This window comes from Pseudomonas sp. G7(2022) (assembly GCF_052660475.1).
Window position 1 is genome coordinate 3,259,292 of record NZ_CP109659.1, and the last position, 18,981, is coordinate 3,278,272.

14 protein-coding genes and 1 pseudogene are annotated in these 18,981 nt (G+C 61.5%); 14 read left to right on the forward strand and 1 reads right to left on the reverse strand.

The window, feature by feature from the left end; genetic code table 11:
- Positions 1-142 precede the first annotated feature (142 nt).
- The 5 genes from arnT (NE357_RS14620) to NE357_RS14640 all read left to right on the forward strand — a co-directional run bounded on the left by arnT (NE357_RS14620) (position 143) and on the right by NE357_RS14640 (position 7,251).
- The gene (gene arnT, locus NE357_RS14620; RefSeq protein ID WP_169430471.1) at positions 143-1,855 is read left to right on the forward strand and encodes a lipid IV(A) 4-amino-4-deoxy-L-arabinosyltransferase; all 1,713 of its coding nucleotides are present in this window, start codon (positions 143-145) and stop codon (positions 1,853-1,855) included.
- Positions 1,852-3,381, forward strand: a complete 1,530-nt coding sequence (locus NE357_RS14625; protein WP_169430472.1) for an ArnT family glycosyltransferase — start codon at positions 1,852-1,854, stop codon at positions 3,379-3,381. Before arnT (NE357_RS14620) ends, NE357_RS14625 begins: the two co-directional genes overlap by 4 nt.
- A gap of 202 nt (positions 3,382-3,583) precedes the next feature.
- Positions 3,584-4,597 carry an iron ABC transporter substrate-binding protein gene (locus NE357_RS14630; protein WP_169430473.1) on the forward strand — a complete coding sequence of 338 codons (1,014 nt, stop codon included), beginning with the start codon at positions 3,584-3,586 and terminating at the stop codon, positions 4,595-4,597.
- Positions 4,598-4,600: 3 nt separating this feature from the next.
- Complete coding sequence (locus tag NE357_RS14635; RefSeq protein WP_169430474.1) at positions 4,601-6,196, forward strand: ABC transporter permease; 1,596 nt, start codon at positions 4,601-4,603, stop codon at positions 6,194-6,196.
- Positions 6,193-7,251, forward strand: a complete 1,059-nt coding sequence (locus NE357_RS14640; protein ID WP_169430475.1) for an ABC transporter ATP-binding protein — start codon at positions 6,193-6,195, stop codon at positions 7,249-7,251. The genes NE357_RS14635 and NE357_RS14640 overlap by 4 nt, the downstream gene beginning before the upstream one ends.
- Positions 7,252-7,258: 7 nt before the next feature.
- Here the strand turns inward: NE357_RS14640 and NE357_RS14645 are convergent, their stop codons facing one another.
- Positions 7,259-8,182, reverse strand: coding sequence for a site-specific integrase (locus NE357_RS14645; protein WP_347709513.1), 924 nt, complete (start codon positions 8,180-8,182; stop codon positions 7,259-7,261).
- A 387-nt stretch (positions 8,183-8,569) separates the two neighbouring features.
- On the opposite strand from NE357_RS14645, the gene arnB reads away from it, so the two are divergent.
- From arnB to NE357_RS14690, 9 genes and pseudogenes are all read left to right on the forward strand, one after another.
- Positions 8,570-9,721 (forward strand): UDP-4-amino-4-deoxy-L-arabinose aminotransferase, encoded by a 1,152-nt coding sequence (gene arnB, locus NE357_RS14650; protein WP_169430477.1) that lies wholly within the window; start codon positions 8,570-8,572, stop codon positions 9,719-9,721.
- Positions 9,718-10,740 carry an undecaprenyl-phosphate 4-deoxy-4-formamido-L-arabinose transferase gene (arnC, locus tag NE357_RS14655; RefSeq protein WP_169430478.1) on the forward strand — a complete coding sequence of 341 codons (1,023 nt, stop codon included), beginning with the start codon at positions 9,718-9,720 and terminating at the stop codon, positions 10,738-10,740. The genes arnB and arnC overlap by 4 nt, the downstream gene beginning before the upstream one ends.
- Positions 10,737-12,728, forward strand: a complete 1,992-nt coding sequence (arnA, locus tag NE357_RS14660; RefSeq protein ID WP_169430479.1) for a bifunctional UDP-4-amino-4-deoxy-L-arabinose formyltransferase/UDP-glucuronic acid oxidase ArnA — start codon at positions 10,737-10,739, stop codon at positions 12,726-12,728. Before arnC ends, arnA begins: the two co-directional genes overlap by 4 nt.
- Positions 12,728-13,612 carry a 4-deoxy-4-formamido-L-arabinose-phosphoundecaprenol deformylase gene (arnD, locus tag NE357_RS14665; protein WP_169430480.1) on the forward strand — a complete coding sequence of 295 codons (885 nt, stop codon included), beginning with the start codon at positions 12,728-12,730 and terminating at the stop codon, positions 13,610-13,612. The genes arnA and arnD overlap by 1 nt, the downstream gene beginning before the upstream one ends.
- Positions 13,609-15,258 carry a lipid IV(A) 4-amino-4-deoxy-L-arabinosyltransferase gene (arnT, locus tag NE357_RS14670; protein WP_169430481.1) on the forward strand — a complete coding sequence of 550 codons (1,650 nt, stop codon included), beginning with the start codon at positions 13,609-13,611 and terminating at the stop codon, positions 15,256-15,258. The genes arnD and arnT (NE357_RS14670) overlap by 4 nt, the downstream gene beginning before the upstream one ends.
- On the forward strand, positions 15,255-15,599 hold the full coding sequence (gene arnE, locus NE357_RS14675) for a 4-amino-4-deoxy-L-arabinose-phosphoundecaprenol flippase subunit ArnE (RefSeq protein WP_169430482.1): 345 nt from the start codon (positions 15,255-15,257) through the stop codon (positions 15,597-15,599). The genes arnT (NE357_RS14670) and arnE overlap by 4 nt, the downstream gene beginning before the upstream one ends.
- Positions 15,596-16,009: a 4-amino-4-deoxy-L-arabinose-phosphoundecaprenol flippase subunit ArnF gene (gene arnF, locus NE357_RS14680; RefSeq protein ID WP_169430483.1), complete on the forward strand. Its 414-nt coding sequence runs from the start codon at positions 15,596-15,598 to the stop codon at positions 16,007-16,009. Before arnE ends, arnF begins: the two co-directional genes overlap by 4 nt.
- A pseudogene (locus NE357_RS14685) lies at positions 16,006-17,387 on the forward strand (UDP-glucose dehydrogenase family protein); the annotation flags it as partial. The gene arnF and the pseudogene NE357_RS14685, both read left to right, overlap by 4 nt.
- Complete coding sequence (locus NE357_RS14690) at positions 17,382-18,980, forward strand: ArnT family glycosyltransferase (RefSeq protein ID WP_169432648.1); 1,599 nt, start codon at positions 17,382-17,384, stop codon at positions 18,978-18,980. The pseudogene NE357_RS14685 and the gene NE357_RS14690, both read left to right, overlap by 6 nt.
- Position 18,981: the final 1 nt, after the last annotated feature.

Genomic DNA, 18,981 nt, shown 5'->3' on the forward strand with positions numbered 1-18,981 from the left:
GGTTCGGCAGTTCTCTGGATACAGGAAATGCCCGTCGCTCGATCGCACACCTGCATTCATTCAACACGGTGACCCCGCCCGCTCAGGAACGCGCCGGGCAGGCCATCGACACAAGAACTTCGTTCGGTACCAAGGCTTTGTCATGACGTCTGAAAACATCCCGCTGCGACACGCTGCCCGTCATTTCTCCCCCACCACGACCTTCGAACGCTGGGCCATTCCCGGCCTGATTCTGGCCTTCGTGGTGTTTTACCTGTTGCCGTTGATGACTCACGGCCTGTGGATCCCCGATGAAACCCGCTACGGACAGATCAGCCAGGAAATGCTGCTCAGCGGCAACTGGGTCGCGCCGCATTTCATGGGTATCCGCTATTTCGAAAAACCCATTGCCGGCTACTGGATGATTGCCATCGGCCAGACGATTTTCGGCGAAAACCTGTTCGGCGTGCGCATTGCGTCGGCACTGAGTACCGGTGCCAGCGTCTGGCTCACCTATCTGATGGCGCGCCGACTGTGGAACAACCCGCGCATCAGCGTCGCCAGCGCCCTGCTGTACATGAGCTTCGGGCTGATTGCCGGCCAGGCCGGGTACGCCAACCTCGATCCGCAGTTCACCTTGTGGGTCAACCTGAGCATGGTCGCCGTGTGGTTTGCCATCGACAGCCAGACGCCTCGGGCGCGCCTGGGTGGCTGGGCGCTGCTCGGTGTCGCGTGCGGCATGGGCCTGATGACCAAAGGATTTCTGGCCCTGCTGCTGCCGGTACTGATCGCCCTGCCGTACATGATCTGGCAACGCCGTTTCGGCGAACTGGTGCGTTACGGACTGGTCGCGGTGGTGGTCTGCACCCTCGTAAGCCTGCCGTGGGTACTGGCCGTTCATTATCGGGAACCTGATTTCTGGCGCTTCTTCTTCTGGCACGAACACATTCGTCGCTTTGCCGCCGGCGATGCCGCGCAGCACGCTCGCCCGTGGTGGTTCTACCTGCCGTTGCTGTTGGCCTCCACCCTGCCGTGGGCCGTTCTGCTGCCTTCGACACTTCTGCGCACCTGGCGTGAAAAGCGTGAAGCCAAAACCGCCTACCTTGCATTGTGGTTCCTTCTGCCACTGGCCTTTTTCAGCCTGAGCAGCGGCAAGCTGCCGACTTACATCATGCCGTGCCTGCTGCCGATCGCCCTGTTGATGGGAAAGACCGTGGTCAACTGGCGGGATCAGAACAGTGGCCGCGTCCTGCGCCTGAACGGCGTGATCAACACCCTCATCGCCAGCGCGGCGCTGGTGGCGCTGCTTTATCTGCAAGCGACCAAGGAAATCTACGAAAACACCGAGATGTTCAGCCTGTCGCTGGCCTATATCGTGCTGGTGGGCTGGTTCATCGTTAACGCCCTGCAAGTGCTGCGCCCGCTGACGCTGTGGGCCATGCCGGCGCTGGGTATCGGGCTGCTGGTGGCGTTGTTACCGGCGGCCATGCCGGGGCAGATCGTCAACAGCAAGATGCCCGACCAGTTCATTGCCGAGCATCAACAGGAACTGAGTGAAACCGCGTCCCTGCTGAGCAATGACCTGGGAGCGGCCTCCGCGCTGGCATGGCGCCTGAAGCGGCCGCAAGTGGATCTGTTCAACACCATCGGTGAACTGAAATACGGCCTCGAAGACCCGGCCATGGCAGCACGCAAGGTCACCATGGACGGTGTCGGCCAGTGGATGACCGAAGCGCGTAAGAAAGGCGCGGTCGGGGTGGTCATGCGCGTCAACAGTACGCAGGAAGAGCAGGAAGTCGAATTGCTGCCGGTAGACGGCAAGCATTATCGTCGCGGCACTCTGCAGATCTTCATCTTCCCGCAGCGCCAGCCATGACCTTGCGCAATAACGACCGGGGCGCCCTGCTGCTCCTGCTGGCTGCCAGCGCCCTGATGCTGCTGCTCGGTCTGGGCAGCCGCGAACTGTGGGGCGCAGAAACCCGCTGGGCGAACATCGCCTTGCAGATGATGCAAAGCGGCGACTACTTCGATCCGTACCTCAAAGGTGATCCCTACTACGACAAGCCGTTGCTGTCGTACTGGCTGATCACCGCGACCGCCTGGTTGACCGGCAGTCTCGATCACTGGTCGCTGCGCCTGTCTTCGGTGGTGTCCGCGTGGCTCAGCGTCTGGCTGGTGTATCTGCTGGGAGAACAGTTGTTTCGCAAAGGCACGGGCCTGATCGCCGGGTGGATGCTGGCAACCACGTTCTATTTCGTGTTCTGGGCGCGGGTCGCCACCGCTGACATCCTGACGGTGTGTGGTGTTCTGGCAGCGGTCTGGTGGTACTGGCGGGGGCCGGACGACACGCGGTTTTCGCGCTATCTGGTGTTCTGCGTGTTGCTGTCCCTGACCTCGTTATTCAAAGGCCTGATCGGTTTCATCCTGCCCGGGCTGGTGCTGCTGCCGCACCTTCTGAATGAAGGTCGCTGGAAGCGTCATCTCAACCTGCGCCTGCTCGCAGCGCTGGTGATTGCCGGGGCGTTCTACATGACGCCGTTCCTGCTGTCCCACCTCTACGGTGCGCCGAACTACGGGGAAAGCGGCCTGGGACTGGTCCTGCGGGAAAACGTCGTGCGGTTTTTCCAGCCGTTCGACAACATCGGCCCGATCTACACCTATTTGCTGTACCTGCCGATCTACACCCTGCCCTGGGCACCGTGCTGGATCATTGCCCTGTGGGTCGCGGCGCGGAACTGGAAACACATCGAACCGGATACCCGCTGGCTGATTCAGGGCCTCGGGTTGTTGATGCTGTTCTTCACCGCCAGCGGCAGCCGACGCAGTTATTACGTGCTGCCACTGGTGCCGTTCGCGCAGTTGCTCGGGGCCTGGTGGATCACCCGGCGCATGGCCGCGCGCAATGCCGAAAGCCCGTTCGGCGGGCGTGGCCTGAAAATCGGTTTTGCCGTGGCCACGGTGTTGCTGCTGGGGATCCTCGGCGTGCTCTACCCCTGGACCAACAGCGGTGGCGGCGTGATCCGTTTCGGCGAGACCGTGCGCCTGCAGGCCAGCCAGCGGGCGCCGCTGAATCAATGGCACTTCGTCATGGTCGAGGTGGACAACAAGGTCCCGATGTACCTGCAGACCGGCGGCGAGCCGTTCTACTACGTGCCGGAAACCCGCGACTTCCCTCGCGATGGCGATGCCGGCGCGATGTTCCAATGGCTGGAACGCAACAGCGGCCGGCACTGGGATCCGCAACGTACGATCTTTGTCGCCCAGTACCGCACCGGCGATCCTGTGCCGCTCTCTCAACTCGGTCGAGACCATCAAGTCATCACGACCACCCCGACTCGCGGCGAACAAGTGTTCCATGGCCGCGAGGATCAAAGCGTCGCCTACCTGCCCCAAGGCTCCTGAAAGACAGCGCCGGGTTCACCCGGCGTCCACGCCCCGCGACTGCTAACCTGAATGAAAATTACATGTATTAATGGTTTCTTTGACGTTTTTTTCTCATTTGCCGCTCTACATTGCCAGCCAGCCAACATATGCAAATCATTCGCATTGAAGATTTTCGGCGAATGCTTGCCCATAACGTCTGAAAAACAGGAGCTGCTCCGTCATGAGTCCATCCCTTCCGTCCTTTCTCAAGCACGCTACTCTGGCAACCGCGCTGCTTGCAGCCGGACAGGTGTTTGCGGCCGATTCCGTCGGGATCGTGGTCTACAACGCCCAGCACGAAACCCTGACCAAGGCCTGGGTGGCCGGTTTCACCGAGGAAACCGGGATCCCGGTCACGATCCGCAACGGTGACGACACGGAAATGGGCAACCAGCTCGTGCAGGAAGGCGCAGCCTCTCCGGCGGACGTGTTCCTGACGGAAAACTCCCCGGCCATGGTGCTCGTGGACAATGCCAAGTTGTTCTCCCCGGTGGCACCGGCCACCCTCGAGCAAGTGGGTTCGGCTTATCGCCCGGCCCATGGCCAGTGGGTCGGCATCGCCGCTCGCTCGACAGTCTTTGTCTATAACCCCGCCAAGCTGCCGGAGAAAGACCTGCCAAAATCGCTGATGGATCTGGCGACCCCGGCGTGGAAAGGTCGCTGGGCTGCATCCCCAGCCGGTGCGGACTTCCAGGCCATCGTCGCCGCCGTACTGGAGCAGAAAGGCGAAGCCGCCACGCTCGAATGGCTCAAGGGCATGAAAACCAACTCCACCGCTTACCGTGGCAACAGCTCCGTGCTCAAAGCGGTGAACGCCGGCCAGGTGGACAGCGGCGTGATCTATCACTATTACGCGTTCGTCGATCAGTCCAAGACTGGCGAGAACAGCAAGAACACTGCTTTGCACTACTTCAAGCATCAGGATCCGGGCGCGTTCGTGAGCATCTCCGGTGGTGGCGTGCTGAAGTCCAGCAAACACCAGGAAGAGGCCCAGAAATTCCTCCAGTACATCACCGGCAAACAAGGCCAGGACGTGCTGCGCACCGGCAACTCCTTTGAGTACGCCGTTGGCAAGGACGCAACTTCCAACCCCAAACTGGTGCCGTTGAAGGATCTGGACGCGCCGAAAGTCGATGCGTCGAAGCTCGACAGCAAGAAAGCCGTCGAACTGATGACTCAGGCGGGACTGCTTTAATTGATGCCTGAAACTCTACCGGCGGGGATCGCTGTGGCGCCCCCCGCCAAACGGTCACGCAGACCCCGCGCCCTCAACGGGCGCGGAAGTCCCTGGGTGGTCGTATTGGCGGTCGGCGTGTCGCTGCTGTCACTTCTGCCGATCGCATTTGTCATCGGGGTGTCGTGGTACACCGGCTGGGCGACGATCGAAGCCATGATCTTTCGCCCACGGGTAGCAGAGCTGTTGATCAACACCGTGCTGCTGGTACTGATCACCCTGCCGATCTGCATTGTGCTCGGCATCACTCTGGCCTGGCTCACCGAACGTACCGACCTGCCGGGACGGCGATTGTGGTCAGTGCTGGCCGTCGCGCCACTGGCGGTACCGGCGTTTGTACACAGCTATGCGTGGGTCAGTCTGGTTCCATCGATCAATGGACTGCCGGCTGGCGTGCTGGTGTCGGTGATCGCCTATTTCCCGTTCCTTTATCTGCCGATCGCGGCGACATTGCGTCGTCTCGACCCGGCGATAGAAGACGTTGCCGAATCCCTCGGACTAAAACCGTGGGCCGTATTCTTCCGGGTGGTGCTGCCGCAATTGCGGCTGGCGATCTGTGGCGGTGCGCTGTTGGTGGGCTTGCACTTGCTTGCCGAGTACGGTCTGTACGCGATGATCCGCTTCGACACCTTCACCACGGCCATTTTCGATCAGTTCAAATCCACTTTTAACGGCCCGGCCGCCAACATGCTTGCCAGTGTTCTGGCGCTGTGTTGTCTGGCGATGCTGACCGTGGAATCCGCCGCTCGTGGCCATGCACGATATGCCCGGGTCGGTTCCGGCAGCGCCCGGGAACAGCGCACCGTGGGCCTGAAGCGCAGCACCGCCACATTGGGCCTGTGCCTGCAAACCCTGACCTGCCTGCTGGCCCTCGGTGTCCCGATGCTCACGCTGGGCAGATGGCTGATCGCCGGGGGCGCTGAAGTCTGGCAGGGCGAAGAACTGTTGCCGGCCTTGCTTCAAACCCTGTCGTTCGGCGTGGCCGGTGCATTACTGACCAGCCTTGCGGCGATCCCGATTGCCTGGCTGTCGATCCGCGCACCCGGCAAACTGCAACGGCTGCTCGAAGGCTGCAACTACATCACCAGCTCTCTGCCGGGGATTGTCGTGGCGCTGGCGCTGGTCACCGTGACGATCCACTTCGCCCGGCCGATCTATCAGACCACCATCACCGTGCTGCTGGCGTACCTGCTGATGTTCCTGCCGCGGGCACTGGTCAGCCTGCGTGCCGGTTTCGCTCAGGCGCCCGTGGAGCTGGAAAACATCGCGCAAAGCCTCGGCCGCTCGCCGTTGCGCGCCTTGTGGCTGATCACCCTGCGCCTGGCTGCGCCCGGTGCGGCGGCGGGTGCAGCACTGGTGTTCCTGGCGATTACCAATGAACTGACCGCGACCCTGTTGCTCGCGCCCAACGGCACGCGCACCCTGGCCACCGGTTTCTGGGCCATGACCAGCGAGATCGACTACGCCGCCGCAGCGCCTTACGCGCTGCTGATGATCGTGATTTCGCTGCCGCTCACCGCCATCCTCTATCACCAATCCAGGCGCAGTGCCGGCCGATGAACGCTCTCGACATCATCAATCTCAGCAAATCCTTCGGCGCGCAAACGGCGCTGGATACCATCAATCTGTCGGTCCCGACCGGCAGCCGCACGGTGATCGTCGGCCCGTCAGGCTCGGGCAAGACCACGCTGTTGCGGATGATTGCCGGCTTCGAGTTTCCCGACGCCGGCAGCCTGTCGCTCAACGGCCAGACGCTGGTCGACAGCACCCACGCCGTGCCTGCCTACCAGCGCCAGATTGGCTACGTTCCGCAGGATGGCGCGCTGTTCCCGCACATGAGCGTGGCCGACAACATCGGCTTCGGGCTCGCCGTCACCGGCAGCGCCAGAACCGAGCGCATTCAGACGCTGATGGACAGCGTGGCCCTCAATGCCAGCATGGCCAGCCGCTGGCCCCATGAATTGTCAGGCGGCCAGCAGCAACGGGTCGCCCTCGCCCGCGCCCTGGCCCAGCAACCACGCTTGATGCTGCTGGACGAGCCCTTTTCCGCCCTCGACACCGGCCTGCGCGCCGACATGCGCAAAATGGTCGCCCGCCTGCTGGAGACCGCCGGCGTGACCACAATCCTGGTCACCCACGATCAAAGCGAAGCGCTGTCATTTGCCGACCAGTTGGCCGTGATGCGTGACGGGCGACTGGTACAGTCGGGGCATCCGATGGACCTGTACCGCTACCCGGACGACGAGCAGACTGCGCGGTTTCTTGGGGAAGCGGTGGTCATGCCGGCGCGGATCGAGGCTGGCTGGGCTCACTGCGATCTGGGACGGGTGGCGGTGAACATCAACGGCTTTTCCGGTCCGGCGCAGATCATGCTGCGCCCCGAGCAGCTGCAATTGTCCGATCTCCCCGACGATCCGCAAGGCTGCAATGCCGTCGTCACCGACCGCGATTTCGGCGGCAATACCTGCACGTTGACGGTTGAACTGCTTGCCGGAGCCAGAGAAGCCTGCGGCCGTTCATTGCTGGTGCGCAGCTCCGGGATGCACGCGCCGCCGGCGGGCAGCGCGGTGCAGTTGTCGGTTCTCGGGGCCGCGCACGTCTTCGAGGTGCGGTGACGCTTTTCTACAGGTCGAAACGGTCCACGGCGCGGCGACGTTCATTGTCGTCGCGCACGTCGTAGTTGGCGGTGGTCTGGATATTGCTGTGGTGCGCCAGTTTCTGGGCAATCGACAGGTCATGCTCTTCAATGACCCGGGTGATGAAGGAACGCCGGAAATCGTGCGGCATGATCTTCACCCCGACCTGTGTGCCACGCTGGCGGGCAATGTAATAGATCGCGTGCTTGGTGATGCGCTCTCGGGTGATATGGCTGCCACGGCGAATGCGATTGAACAGAAACACATCGTCGCTCTCGCCTTCGTTGAGCTGTGAACGGCGAAATTCCAGCCAGGCGTTGAGCTTGGCAAAGGCCCAGGCCGGCGCGTACTTGATCAGTTGTTTGTTGCCCTTGGCGGTGACGCAAAGACTGCGCTCGGCGAAATCCACCTGGCTCAGGTCCAGGTCCACCGATTCCGACTTGCGCATGCCGGTGCCGTACAGCAATGCAATCACGGCCGCATCACGCAGCCCCTGCGGACGCGGATCCGCCGCACAGACTTCCATCAACTCATGGATCAGCGTGCGCTTCAGATTGCGCCCCTGAGACAGCCGCGTACCGGCAATCCCCTTGACCGAGCGCATTTTCAACAGGTGATCCTGGCTGATCAGGCTCATGCGCCAGGCTTCGTTCATGACACCACGAATGGCGTTTACATAAAGTGAAGAGGTGTTGGGGGCATAGTTGTCTGCACGCAATGCCGCCACTAACGCCACAACATCCTCGGGTTGTAAGGCGTGCCATGCAATGTCCTCGACATTCATGTCTTCAAAGCCGAGACGATCGGCGGCATCTTGTAAAACGTACCGCATGGTGAGTTGGCTGGAAGGTGCCAAACGCGCCAGATACAAGGACAAAGGATTACTTGCGATGGATTCTGAAGGGGTAATGGGTAAGCTGCTCAAACGAAAGGCCTTGAGTAAAAACAGTCCAGCACAACAACTAACAACTGCAATGAACTTGATGTAAAGAAGAGTCTTTTAGTAGGACTTTTCAGATAAAACCGCGGAAATCTGAACAGCGGCTGTATGAATTTAAGATAAACGATTCGCCGACCGGTTTTTCATATTCCTTTCACAAAATCGGGAATAACCTTAGCTAGATAGGTCCTCAGTCGGTAACGCCCAACCTGCCGGGCATCGCCTGAAAAGTCAACCAACCCCCGACGTCATGCTTACCAAGCAACTCGTTGATGCAAAACCTGTTTTTTGCGTCTACGCTGGGATTGGATCCGATGAACAGATGGATCTGTCCATTTTTTTCGCAATGAGGTGTCCATGAGTCAGGCGTTTCTCCCCTTCTCTCGCCCGAGTATCGGCGATGAAGAAATTGCGGCTGTCGAGCAGGTTCTGCGCTCGGGCTGGATCACCACCGGGCCGAAAAACCAGGCACTTGAAGAACAGTTCGCGCAGTACGTGGGATGCAAGCACGCCGTTGCACTGTCGTCTGCCACCGGCGGCATGCACATCACCCTGCTGGCCCTGGGTATCGGCCCCGGCGATGAAGTCATCACGCCGTCGCAGACCTGGGTCTCCACCGCCAACATGATTTCCCTGCTGGGCGCCACGCCGGTGTTCGTCGATGTCGACCGCGACACCCTGATGACCGACGCCGCCCGCATCGAAGCCGCCATCACGCCACGCACCAAGGCCATCATTCCGGTGCACTACGCCGGTGCCGCCTTCGATCTGGATCCGCTCTATGCACTGGCGGACAAGCACGGCATCGCTGTGATCGAAGACGCCGCCCATGCCGCCGGGACCCGCTACAAGGGCCGCCATGTCGGTTCCCGGGGCACCGCGATCTTCTCGTTCCACGCGATCAAGAACATGACCTGCGCCGAAGGCGCGATGTTCGTCACCGACGACGAAGCCCTGGCCAACCGTGTGCGCATGCTCAAGTTCCACGGTCTGGGCGTCGATGCCTACGACCGCCTGACCGGTGGCCGCAAGCCGCAGGCCCAGGTCATGGAGCCGGGCTTCAAGTACAACCTGGCCGACATCAACGCCGCCATTGCCCTGGTGCAACTGGAGCGTCTGGACGCCATCAACGCCCGCCGCACCGAACTGGCCGGTCAATACCTGCGAAAGCTCGAAGGCCTGCCCGTACAGCCGCTGGCCGTGCCGCAGCAATACGCCCAGCAACACGCTTGGCACCTGTTTATCCTGCGCATCGACAGCGAGCGCTGCGGGATGGATCGCGAAGCCTTCATGAAGGGCCTGCAGGACCAAGGCATCGGCACCGGTATCCATTTCATCGCCACCCACCTGCACACCTGGTACCGCCAGCGTGACCCTGACCTGTACCTGCCCGACACCGAATGGAACTCGGCGCGGCTGTGCTCCATTCCGCTTTTCCCCGACATGACCGACCAGGATCTGGATCGTGTTGTCGGCGCCATCGCCACTCTTATGGACAAACGCTCGTGAGACCTTACCCGATTAAATGCGTGTCGATCGTCATCCCGGTCTACAACGAACAGGACAGTTTGCCCGAGCTGCTTCGACGCACAGAGGCAGCCTGCGCCCAACTCAGACATGACTACGAAATCGTGCTGGTCGACGACGGCAGCCGCGACGAGTCGGCCAGCATGCTGGAAGAAGCCGCCGGTCGCGAAAACAGCCCGTTCGTGGCGGTCATCCTCAACCGCAACTATGGTCAGCACGCTGCGATCATGGCCGGTTTCGAGCAGTGCAAGGGCGACGTGGTCATTACCCTCGACGCTGACCTGCAGAACCCGCCGGAAGAAATTCCGCGCCTGGTGGCCGAAGCCGAAAAGGGTTACGACGTCGTCGGTACCGTGCGCGGCAACCGTCAGGATTCGGCCCTGCGCCGCTACCCGTCAAAGCTGATCAACCTCGCCGTGCAACGCTCCACGGGCGTGGCCATGAGCGACTACGGCTGCATGCTGCGCGCCTACCGCCGCACCATCATCGACGCGATGCTCGCCTGCCGCGAACGCAGCACGTTCATTCCGATCCTGGCCAACAGCTTCGCCCGCCACACCACCGAAATTGTCGTGGCCCACGCCGAGCGTGAACACGGTGATTCGAAATACAGCCCGATGCGCCTGATCAACCTGATGTTCGATCTGGTCACCTGCATGACCACCACGCCGCTGCGTCTGCTGAGCATCGTCGGCTTCGCGATGGCAGGTCTGGGTGCGCTGTTCGCCGTTGCGCTGATCGTCCTGCGCCTGGCATTCGGCGCGGTCTGGGCCGGTGACGGCACGTTCGTACTGTTTGCGGTGCTGTTCGTGTTCACCGGTGGCCAGTTCATCGGCATGGGTCTGCTGGGTGAATACCTAGGACGCATGTACAGCGACGTGCGCGCCCGCCCGCGCTTCTTCATTGAAAAGGTGTTGCGCAGCCAGCCGGCCTCCCCGGCGCCTGCGGTCACCGTTGACGGCCTTACTTCCAATTCCACTTCCGATCAGGTTCTCTCATGAGTGCAAAAACTGTTGTCTTCGCTTACCACGATATTGGCTGCGCCGGCATTGAAGCCCTGCTTAACAGCGGCTACGACATTGCAGCAGTGTTCACTCACGCCGACGATCCGAAAGAAAACGCCTTCTACGCCTCGGTTGCGCAACTGTGCGCCAGCAAAGGCATCCCGGTTCACGCGCCGGAAGACGCCAACCACCCGCTGTGGATCGAGCGCATCGCCAAGCTCGACCCTGATTACATTTTCTCGTTCTACTACCGCAACCTGCTGAGCGAGCAACTGCTGGCCCTGGCCAAAAAAGGCGCGTTCAACCTGCACGGCTCGCTGTTGCCACGCTACCGTGGCCGCGCACCGGCCAACTGGGTGCTGGTCAACGGCGAAACCGAAACCGGCGTCACCCTGCACCGCATGGTCAAGCGCGCCGATGCCGGCGCCATCGTTGCCCAGCAACGCGTTGCCATCGAGCGCAGCGATACCGGTCTGACCCTGCACGCCAAACTGCGCACTGCCGCCAGCGACCTGCTGCGTGACACTCTGCCGAACATGCTGCAAGGCAAGATCACCGAAACCCCGCAAGACGAATCCAAGGCCACCGTATTCGGCCGTCGTACGCCGGCTGACGGCAAGCTGGTCTGGGCCAGACCGGCCGAGCAGCTGTTCAACCTGGTTCGCGCCGTGACCCGTCCGTACCCGGGCGCCTTCTGCGCCGTGGGCGAGCACAAGCTGATCGTCTGGAGCGCCGAAGTCGTCAAGGGCAATGAAGGTCAGGCTCCGGGGCGCGTGATCAGCGTCGATCCGCTGCGCATCGCCTGCGGTGAAGACTCGCTGGTGATCAATGCCGGTCAGCGCAACGACAACGGTCTGTACCTGAGCGGCCCGCAACTGGCCAACGAACTCGGTCTGGTAGACGGTTCGCTGCTGCGCGGTGCCGAGTCCGGCCGTGCACCACGCCGCACCCGCGTGCTGATCCTCGGTGTCAACGGCTTCATCGGTAACCACCTGTCCGAGCGCCTGCTGCGTGACGACCGCTACGAAGTCTATGGTCTGGACATCGGTTCCGACGCCATTGATCGTCTGCGCAGCCACCCGAACTTCCACTTCGTCGAAGGTGACATCAGCATTCACTCCGAGTGGATCGAGTACCACATCAAGAAGTGCGACGTGGTCCTGCCGCTGGTGGCCATCGCCACCCCGATCGAATACACCCGCAACCCGCTGCGCGTATTCGAGCTGGACTTCGAAGAAAACCTGAAACTGGTTCGCTACTGCGTCAAGTACAACAAACGCGTGATCTTCCCGTCGACCTCGGAAGTCTATGGCATGTGCCAGGACAAGAACTTCGACGAAGACAACTCGAACCTGATCGTCGGTCCGATCAACAAGCAGCGCTGGATCTACTCGGTGTCCAAGCAACTGCTGGACCGCGTGATCTGGGCTTACGGCGCCAAAGGCCTGAACTTCACCCTGTTCCGTCCGTTCAACTGGATGGGCCCGCGTCTGGACCGTCTGGATTCGGCCCGTATCGGCAGCTCCCGCGCCATCACCCAACTGATCCTGAACCTGGTGGAAGGCACCCCGATCCGCCTGTTCGACGGCGGCGAGCAGAAACGCTGCTTCACCGACATTGCCGACGGCGTCGAAGCCCTGGCACGCATCATCGACAACGACAACGATGTCTGCAACGGCCAGATCATCAACATCGGCAACCCGGAAAACGAAGCCAGCATCCGTCAGCTGGGCGAAGAACTGCTGCGTCAGTTCGAAGCTCACCCGCTGCGCAGCAACTTCCCTCCGTTCGCCGGTTTCCGCGACGTGGAAAGCAAGGCGTTCTACGGTGCCGGCTACCAGGACGTGGAACACCGCAAGCCAAGCATCGCCAACGCCAAGCGCCTGCTGAACTGGGAGCCAACCGTGGAAATGCGCGAGACCATCGGCAACACCCTGGATTTCTTCCTGCGTGAAGCCATGCTCGAAATCGCGGACAAGCGTTGATGCAGGCAGGTCTTCGTATCGATGTCGACACCTACCGAGGCACCCGTGAAGGGGTGCCCCGGTTGCTGGAAATCCTCGACGAAGCGCAGGTCAAGGCAACGTTTTTCTTCAGTGTCGGCCCGGACAACATGGGTCGACATCTGTGGCGCCTGATCCGCCCGCAATTCCTCTGGAAAATGCTGCGTTCCAACGCCGCCGGCCTGTATGGCTGGGACATCCTGCTGGCCGGGACCGCCTGGCCGGGCAAACCGATCGGTCGCGATCTCGGGCACCTGATGCGTCAGGCCCGGGACGCCGGCCATGAAGTCGGCCTGCACGCCTGGGATCACCACGGCTGGCAGGCCAATGCCGGGACCTGGAGCGACGCGCGACTGATCGAACAGATCCGTCGCGGCGTCGACACCCTGAGCGACATCATCGGCGAGAAGATCCAGTGCTCGGCCGCCGCCGGCTGGCGCGCGGACGAGCGCGTGATCGAAGCCAAAGAGACCTTCGGTTTTCGCTATAACAGCGATTGCCGCGGCAATCGGCTGTTTCGACCGTTGCTGGCCGATGGTTCAGCCGGCGCGCCGCAGATTCCTGTGGACATGCCGACGTTCGATGAGGTGGTCGGCCCGACCGTGGCGGCGAAGGATTTCAACGCCTTCATTCTTGACCGGTTCCACCCGGACAACCTCAACAACTACACCATTCATGCCGAAGTAGAAGGGATTCTGATGGCCGAAGATTTTCGCCGTTTGCTGGCCGATGCACGCCAGCGAGAAATCAACTTCCAGCCCTTGGGTGACCTGTTGCCCGAGTTTCTCAACACATTGCCTGTCGGCCGTGTGCAACGTGGCGTCCTCGAAGGCCGTGAAGGCTGGCTGGGAGTGCAAGGGGCATGAGCAAACGCTGGGCATTGCCGCTGCTGATCGGACTGTTTCTGCTTGCCTACCTGCTGCCACTCGGCACCCATGGCTTGTGGATTCCGGACGAAACCCGTTACGCCCAGATCAGCCAGGACATGCTGCTGAGCGGCAACTGGGTGTCCCCGCATTTCATGGGCCTGCGTTATTTCGAGAAACCGATTGCCGGTTACTGGATGATCGCGCTGGGTCAGGAACTGTTCGGACAAAACCTGTTCGGCGTCCGCTTCGCCTCGGCTCTCAGCACCGGTTTGAGCGTGCTGTTGTGCTTCCTGGTCGCCCGTCGCCTGTGGAACGAACCGAGCAAGAGCTTCATCTGCGCCTTGCTCTACATGAGCTTCACGGTGGTTGCCGGTCAGGCGGGTTATGCCAACCTCGATCCGCAGTTCACCTTCTGGGTCAACCTGAGCCTCGTCGCCCTGTGGTTTGCCGTTGACAGCCGCAGTACCTGGCAACGTGTGATCAGTTGGGCGGTCCTGGGGCTGGCCTGCGGCATGGGGTTCATGACCAAGGGTTTTCTCGCCTGGCTGCTGCCGGTGTTGATCGCCCTGCCCTGGATGCTCTGGCAGAAGCGCTGGCGTGAACTGCTGATCTACGGTCCGGTGGCGGTTGCCGTGGCGATCGTCGTCAGCCTGCCGTGGGTCCTCGCGGTTCACGCGCAGGAACCGGACTACTGGCGGTTCTTCTTCTGGCACGAACACATCCGCCGCTTTGCCGGTGACGATGCCCAGCACGACGCACCGTGGTGGTTCTACCTGCCGCTGCTGGTCGCGTTCAGCCTGCCGTGGGTCGGCATGCTGCCGCCGGCCTTCAAGCAGGCCTGGCAGACCCGTGCCCAACCGGGCATGGCTTTCCTGCTGCTGTGGCTGGTGATGCCCCTGGCGTTTTTCAGCACCGCCAACGGCAAACTGCCGACCTACATCCTGCCGTGCCTGCTGCCGCTGGCGCTGTTGCTGGGTCATGCCCTGGCCGACCGTTTGCGTCTGGAACAGGGCCGGGCACTGAGCATTAACGGCTTGCTTAACCTGGTTCTGGGTGTCGTCACGCTGATCGCACTGGTTTACCTGCAACTGAAAAAACCGGTGTACGACCATGAGCTGCACAGCATGGTGCTGGTGTTCATTGCCCTGATCGGCTGGATCATCGCCAACCTGGCGCAAGCGTTTCTGCCGCTGCAGTGCTGGGCCGCTCCGGCGCTCGGCAGTCTGTTGCTGATCGGCGTCCTGCCGGCCGCGCTGCCAAAGTCGGTGGTAGCCAACAAGACTCCGGACCAGTTCATCCTGCATCACCTCGACGAACTGTCCGGCACGGCTCACCTGCTGAGCAACGATCTCGGTGCCGCTTCGGCACTGGCCTGGCGCCTGAAGCAACCCAAAGTGGCGTTGTACAACACCGTGGGCGAGCTGAAGTACGGCCTGAGCTATCCAGAAGGCGCGGAACAGCGCATCACCACCGATGAAGTCCAGCAGTGGGTACGCGATGCCCGCCGCACCGGCTCGGTCGGCGTGGTCATGCGGGTCAAGGGTGACGACGAGCTGCATGAAGTCGACCTGCTGCCCAAGGACGGCACCCGTTACGAGCAAGGCAACCTGGTGATCATCGTCCTGCCCAAGGATCCGTCATGAGTGGGTTGCTGTTGCTGACGGCATGTCTGCTGACGTGCCTGGGCCAGGTTGCACAGAAATATGCCGTAGAGAGCTGGCGCGGTGTCGACTCGTCCTGGGCCGGCAAACTGCGCTCGCCCTGGCTGTGGCTGGCCCTGTTCGCACTGGGCTCGGGCCTGCTGGTCTGGCTGTTGGTGTTGCAACGCCTTGAAGTGGGCATCGCTTACCCGATGCTCAGCCTCAACTTTGTGCTGATCACACTGATCGCGCGTTTCGTGTTTCGCGAACCGATCGATCGGCGGCACTGGATCGGCGTCGCACTGGTGATCGGCGGCGTGGCACTGCTGGGGCAGCAGTCATGAGTCAGAAACGCGGAATCGGCTTCGCGCTAGGCAGCGTACTGCTGGTCAGCGGCGCCCAACTGGGCATGCGCTGGAGCATGACGCGCCTGCCGCAGCCTGAACAATGGTTGTCCGCATTGACCACCGGCAACGTCGACCTGACGGCGCTGGCGGTGGTGTTCACGGCCATCGTCGCCTATGCGCTGTCGATGCTCTGCTGGCTCGCCGCCCTGCGTGACCTGCCGCTGGGCCGGGCCTATTCACTGCTGAGTATCAGTTATGCGCTGGTGTACCTGTTGGCGGCCAGTCTGCCGCTGTTCAACGAATCCTTCAGTTTCACCAAATCACTGGGCGTGGCACTGGTCATGCTCGGTGTCATCACTATCAACACTCGTCCGGCACAAGCGCCCGATTTGAGGAGTGCTCCATGAAAATCACAGTATTTGGAAGCGGTTACGTCGGCCTGGTGCAAGCCGCGGTTCTGGCAGAGGTCGGCCATGATGTCGTGTGCATGGATATCGATCAGAAGAAGGTCGAACTGCTCAGCCAGGGTCACGTCAGCATCTTCGAGCCGGGCCTGTCGAGCCTGGTCCGTGAAGGCCTGGATTCCGGCCGCCTGCACTTCACTTCCGATGAGAAAGCCGCCGTGCTTCACGGTCGCGTGGCGTTCATTGCCGTGGGCACTCCGTCCAGCGAGGATGGCTCGGCCGATTTGAAATACGTGCTGTCGGTAGGCGATGCCGTCGCCCGTCATCGCGAGCAACCGCTGATCCTGGTGGAAAAATCCACCGTACCGGTCGGCACCGGCGACACCCTGCGCGCACATATCCAGGCCGCGCTGGACAAGGCCGGTCGCACGCTGCAGTTCGATATCGTCTCCAACCCGGAATTCCTCAAGGAAGGTTCGGCGGTCTCCGACTGCCGTCGCCCGGATCGCATCGTCATCGGTTGCGAAGGCGATGAAGTACGCGATGTAATGCGCGATCTGTACTCGCCGTTCAACCGCAACCATGACCGCATCATGTTCATGGACCTGCGCAGCGCCGAGCTGACCAAGTACGCCGCCAACTGCATGCTGGCGACCAAGATCAGTTTCATCAACCAGATCGCCGAACTGGCCGAGCACCTGGGCGCCGACATCGAATCGGTACGCCAGGGCATCGGCGCCGACACGCGCATCGGTTACCACTTCATCTATCCGGGCTGCGGCTACGGCGGCTCGTGCTTCCCCAAAGACATGCGCGCGCTGATCCACAGTGCCGAACAGGCCCATTGCTCCAGCGACCTGCTACAAGCGGTCGAAGCGATCAACGAGCGTCAGAAGCACAAGCTGTTCGACCGCATCAACGCGTTCTACAAAGGCGATCTGCGCGGCAAGACCTTTGCCCTGTGGGGGCTGGCGTTCAAGCCGAACACCGACGACATGCGCGATGCGCCAAGCCGTGTGCTGCTCGACTCGCTGTTCGCCGCCGGCGCCAGCGTTCGTGCCTTCGACCCGGAAGCGATGCAGGAAACCCAGCATCTGTACCCGAATGAAGAGAAACTGATGCTGATGGGAACCCCGGAATCGGTGCTTGCCGGTGCCGACGCGCTGATCATCTGCACCGAATGGCAACAGTTCAAGGCACCGGATTTCGACCTGATCCAGCAACGCCTCAAGGATCCGGTGATCTTCGACGGCCGCAACCTGTACGACGCCGATCGCCTGTCGCGCAACGGCTTCAAGTACTTCCCGATCGGTCGCGGGGACTCGCGCAAATTGCCGATCCCGCTGCAACAATGGCCCAACACTGCGGCCGTCGCTTGATTACGTTGTCGCCTGCCATCCGCCGGCAGTCCCTGATCGCAGGGCTGCTGGCACTGTTGTTGTTTATCGCCGGGGTTTATGGACAGGCACCCATTGGCTTTGATTCACGCTTTGTACTGTTTGCCCAGGAAATGCTGCGACACGGGCCGACGGTATTTCCGACCACCTACGGCGAGCCTTACGCTGACTATTCGGCCGTCTCGACGCTGTTCATCTGGCTGTTGTCGCTGCCCTTCGGCGCGGTCAATACCCTGACCGCGTGGTTGCCCAGCGCCATCGCCGGCGGTGTGATCGTGACATTGATGTACCGCTTGCTGGCGGTGCATTCGCAACGCTGGGCATTGATCAGTATTGCGCTGTTGATGCTCACCAGCACTTTCGTCACGGAAGTCCGCGCAGTGTCGCAGGACCTGATGCTGGCCGCCGTTGCGTTGTCGGTGTTCTACCTGGGCTACGCACACGACCATTTCGGCTCCGGCCGGCGCTGGCCGCTGATTTTCGTCCTGTTGTTACTGGGTTTCGGCATCCGTGGGCCGATCGGGCTTGTGGTGCCAACCGGCATGCTCTGCAGTTATTACCTGCTCAACCGTCAGTGGACACGGCTGTTTGTGTTCGGTGTGCTGGCGTCGATCCTGCTCGCGGTGTGTGTCGGTCTGTTGTTGTGGCTGGCCAAACTCAGCGGTGGCGAGGCTTTCCTGCAAGACGTGATCCGCATGCAGTTCATGGGGCGCATGGATGGCAGTGAAGGTGTCAGCGGTTCGCTGTATTACTTCACCAGTTCAATGGGCAACTACGCGCTGGCTTATCCGCTGGCCATTGTGGCGCTGGCGGCGGCGTGGTTGAGCAAACCGCATCAGCGCGGGCCGGCGTTGCGCCTGGTGCAGTACTGCGCAGCAGCCGGGTTGATCGTCATGGTCGGTCTGTCGATTCCACAGGCAAAGAAAGCGCGTTACCTGCTGCCGATGCTGCCCATGGCAGCGATCATCGCGGCGTATCCGTTCCAGGTGGTTCACGGACGGGTATTCGCCTGGTTGCGCGGGATCGTTCAGGGCGTGTGGATGCTGACACCACTGTTGCTGATCGTTGCCCTGCTGGTTGCGCGACGCAAGTTCCCGGAGTTGTTGACCGGTGTCATGCCGGTGCTGATCGTGCTCGGCGCACTGCAACTGCTGGCATTGTCCCGACTGTGGAAGGCGCGCTGGCGTGCCGAAGTGTTGGCCCTGAGCGCCGTCCTGGCGTTGTGGACGGTCTATGCAGCCGTGTTCGAGCCGGTGGAGCGCGCACTCTACGACACCCGCTCTTTCAGTCGTGCGGCGTTCGCACAGGTTCAACAGAACCCGGCGCCGCTGGTGTTGCATGGCATGGGCAAAGACGCCAAGGCGATCAAGTTCATGGTCAACGTCGAGCAGGACCTGCAACCGCAGTTCACCGAGACCGTTCAGCAACTGGAGGCACTAAAGGGGCCGGCCTGGCTGATCATGGACAGCAAGGATATGCAGTCACTGCTAGGTACGCCGCTGGCCAGCCTGCAACCGGTACTGAGCGGTCGCTTCGACAAGAACGATTACGTGTTGTTGTACCTGAAACCCTTGTAGA

Excerpts from the sequence above, each read along its gene's own strand:
- NE357_RS14625 (WP_169430472.1), top strand. The coding sequence starts at position 1,852 with ATGACCTTGCGCAATAACGACCGGGGCGCCCTGCTGCTCCTGCTGGCT.
- arnE (WP_169430482.1), top strand. The coding sequence starts at position 15,255 with ATGAGTGGGTTGCTGTTGCTGACGGCATGTCTGCTGACGTGCCTGGGC.
- NE357_RS14640 (WP_169430475.1), top strand. The coding sequence starts at position 6,193 with ATGAACGCTCTCGACATCATCAATCTCAGCAAATCCTTCGGCGCGCAA.
- arnT (WP_169430471.1), top strand. The coding sequence starts at position 143 with ATGACGTCTGAAAACATCCCGCTGCGACACGCTGCCCGTCATTTCTCC.
- arnF (WP_169430483.1), top strand. The coding sequence starts at position 15,596 with ATGAGTCAGAAACGCGGAATCGGCTTCGCGCTAGGCAGCGTACTGCTG.
- arnT (WP_169430481.1), top strand. The coding sequence starts at position 13,609 with ATGAGCAAACGCTGGGCATTGCCGCTGCTGATCGGACTGTTTCTGCTT.
- NE357_RS14635 (WP_169430474.1), top strand. The coding sequence starts at position 4,601 with ATGCCTGAAACTCTACCGGCGGGGATCGCTGTGGCGCCCCCCGCCAAA.
- arnA (WP_169430479.1), top strand. The coding sequence starts at position 10,737 with ATGAGTGCAAAAACTGTTGTCTTCGCTTACCACGATATTGGCTGCGCC.
- NE357_RS14630 (WP_169430473.1), top strand. The coding sequence starts at position 3,584 with ATGAGTCCATCCCTTCCGTCCTTTCTCAAGCACGCTACTCTGGCAACC.
- arnD (WP_169430480.1), top strand. The coding sequence starts at position 12,728 with ATGCAGGCAGGTCTTCGTATCGATGTCGACACCTACCGAGGCACCCGT.
- arnB (WP_169430477.1), top strand. The coding sequence starts at position 8,570 with ATGAGTCAGGCGTTTCTCCCCTTCTCTCGCCCGAGTATCGGCGATGAA.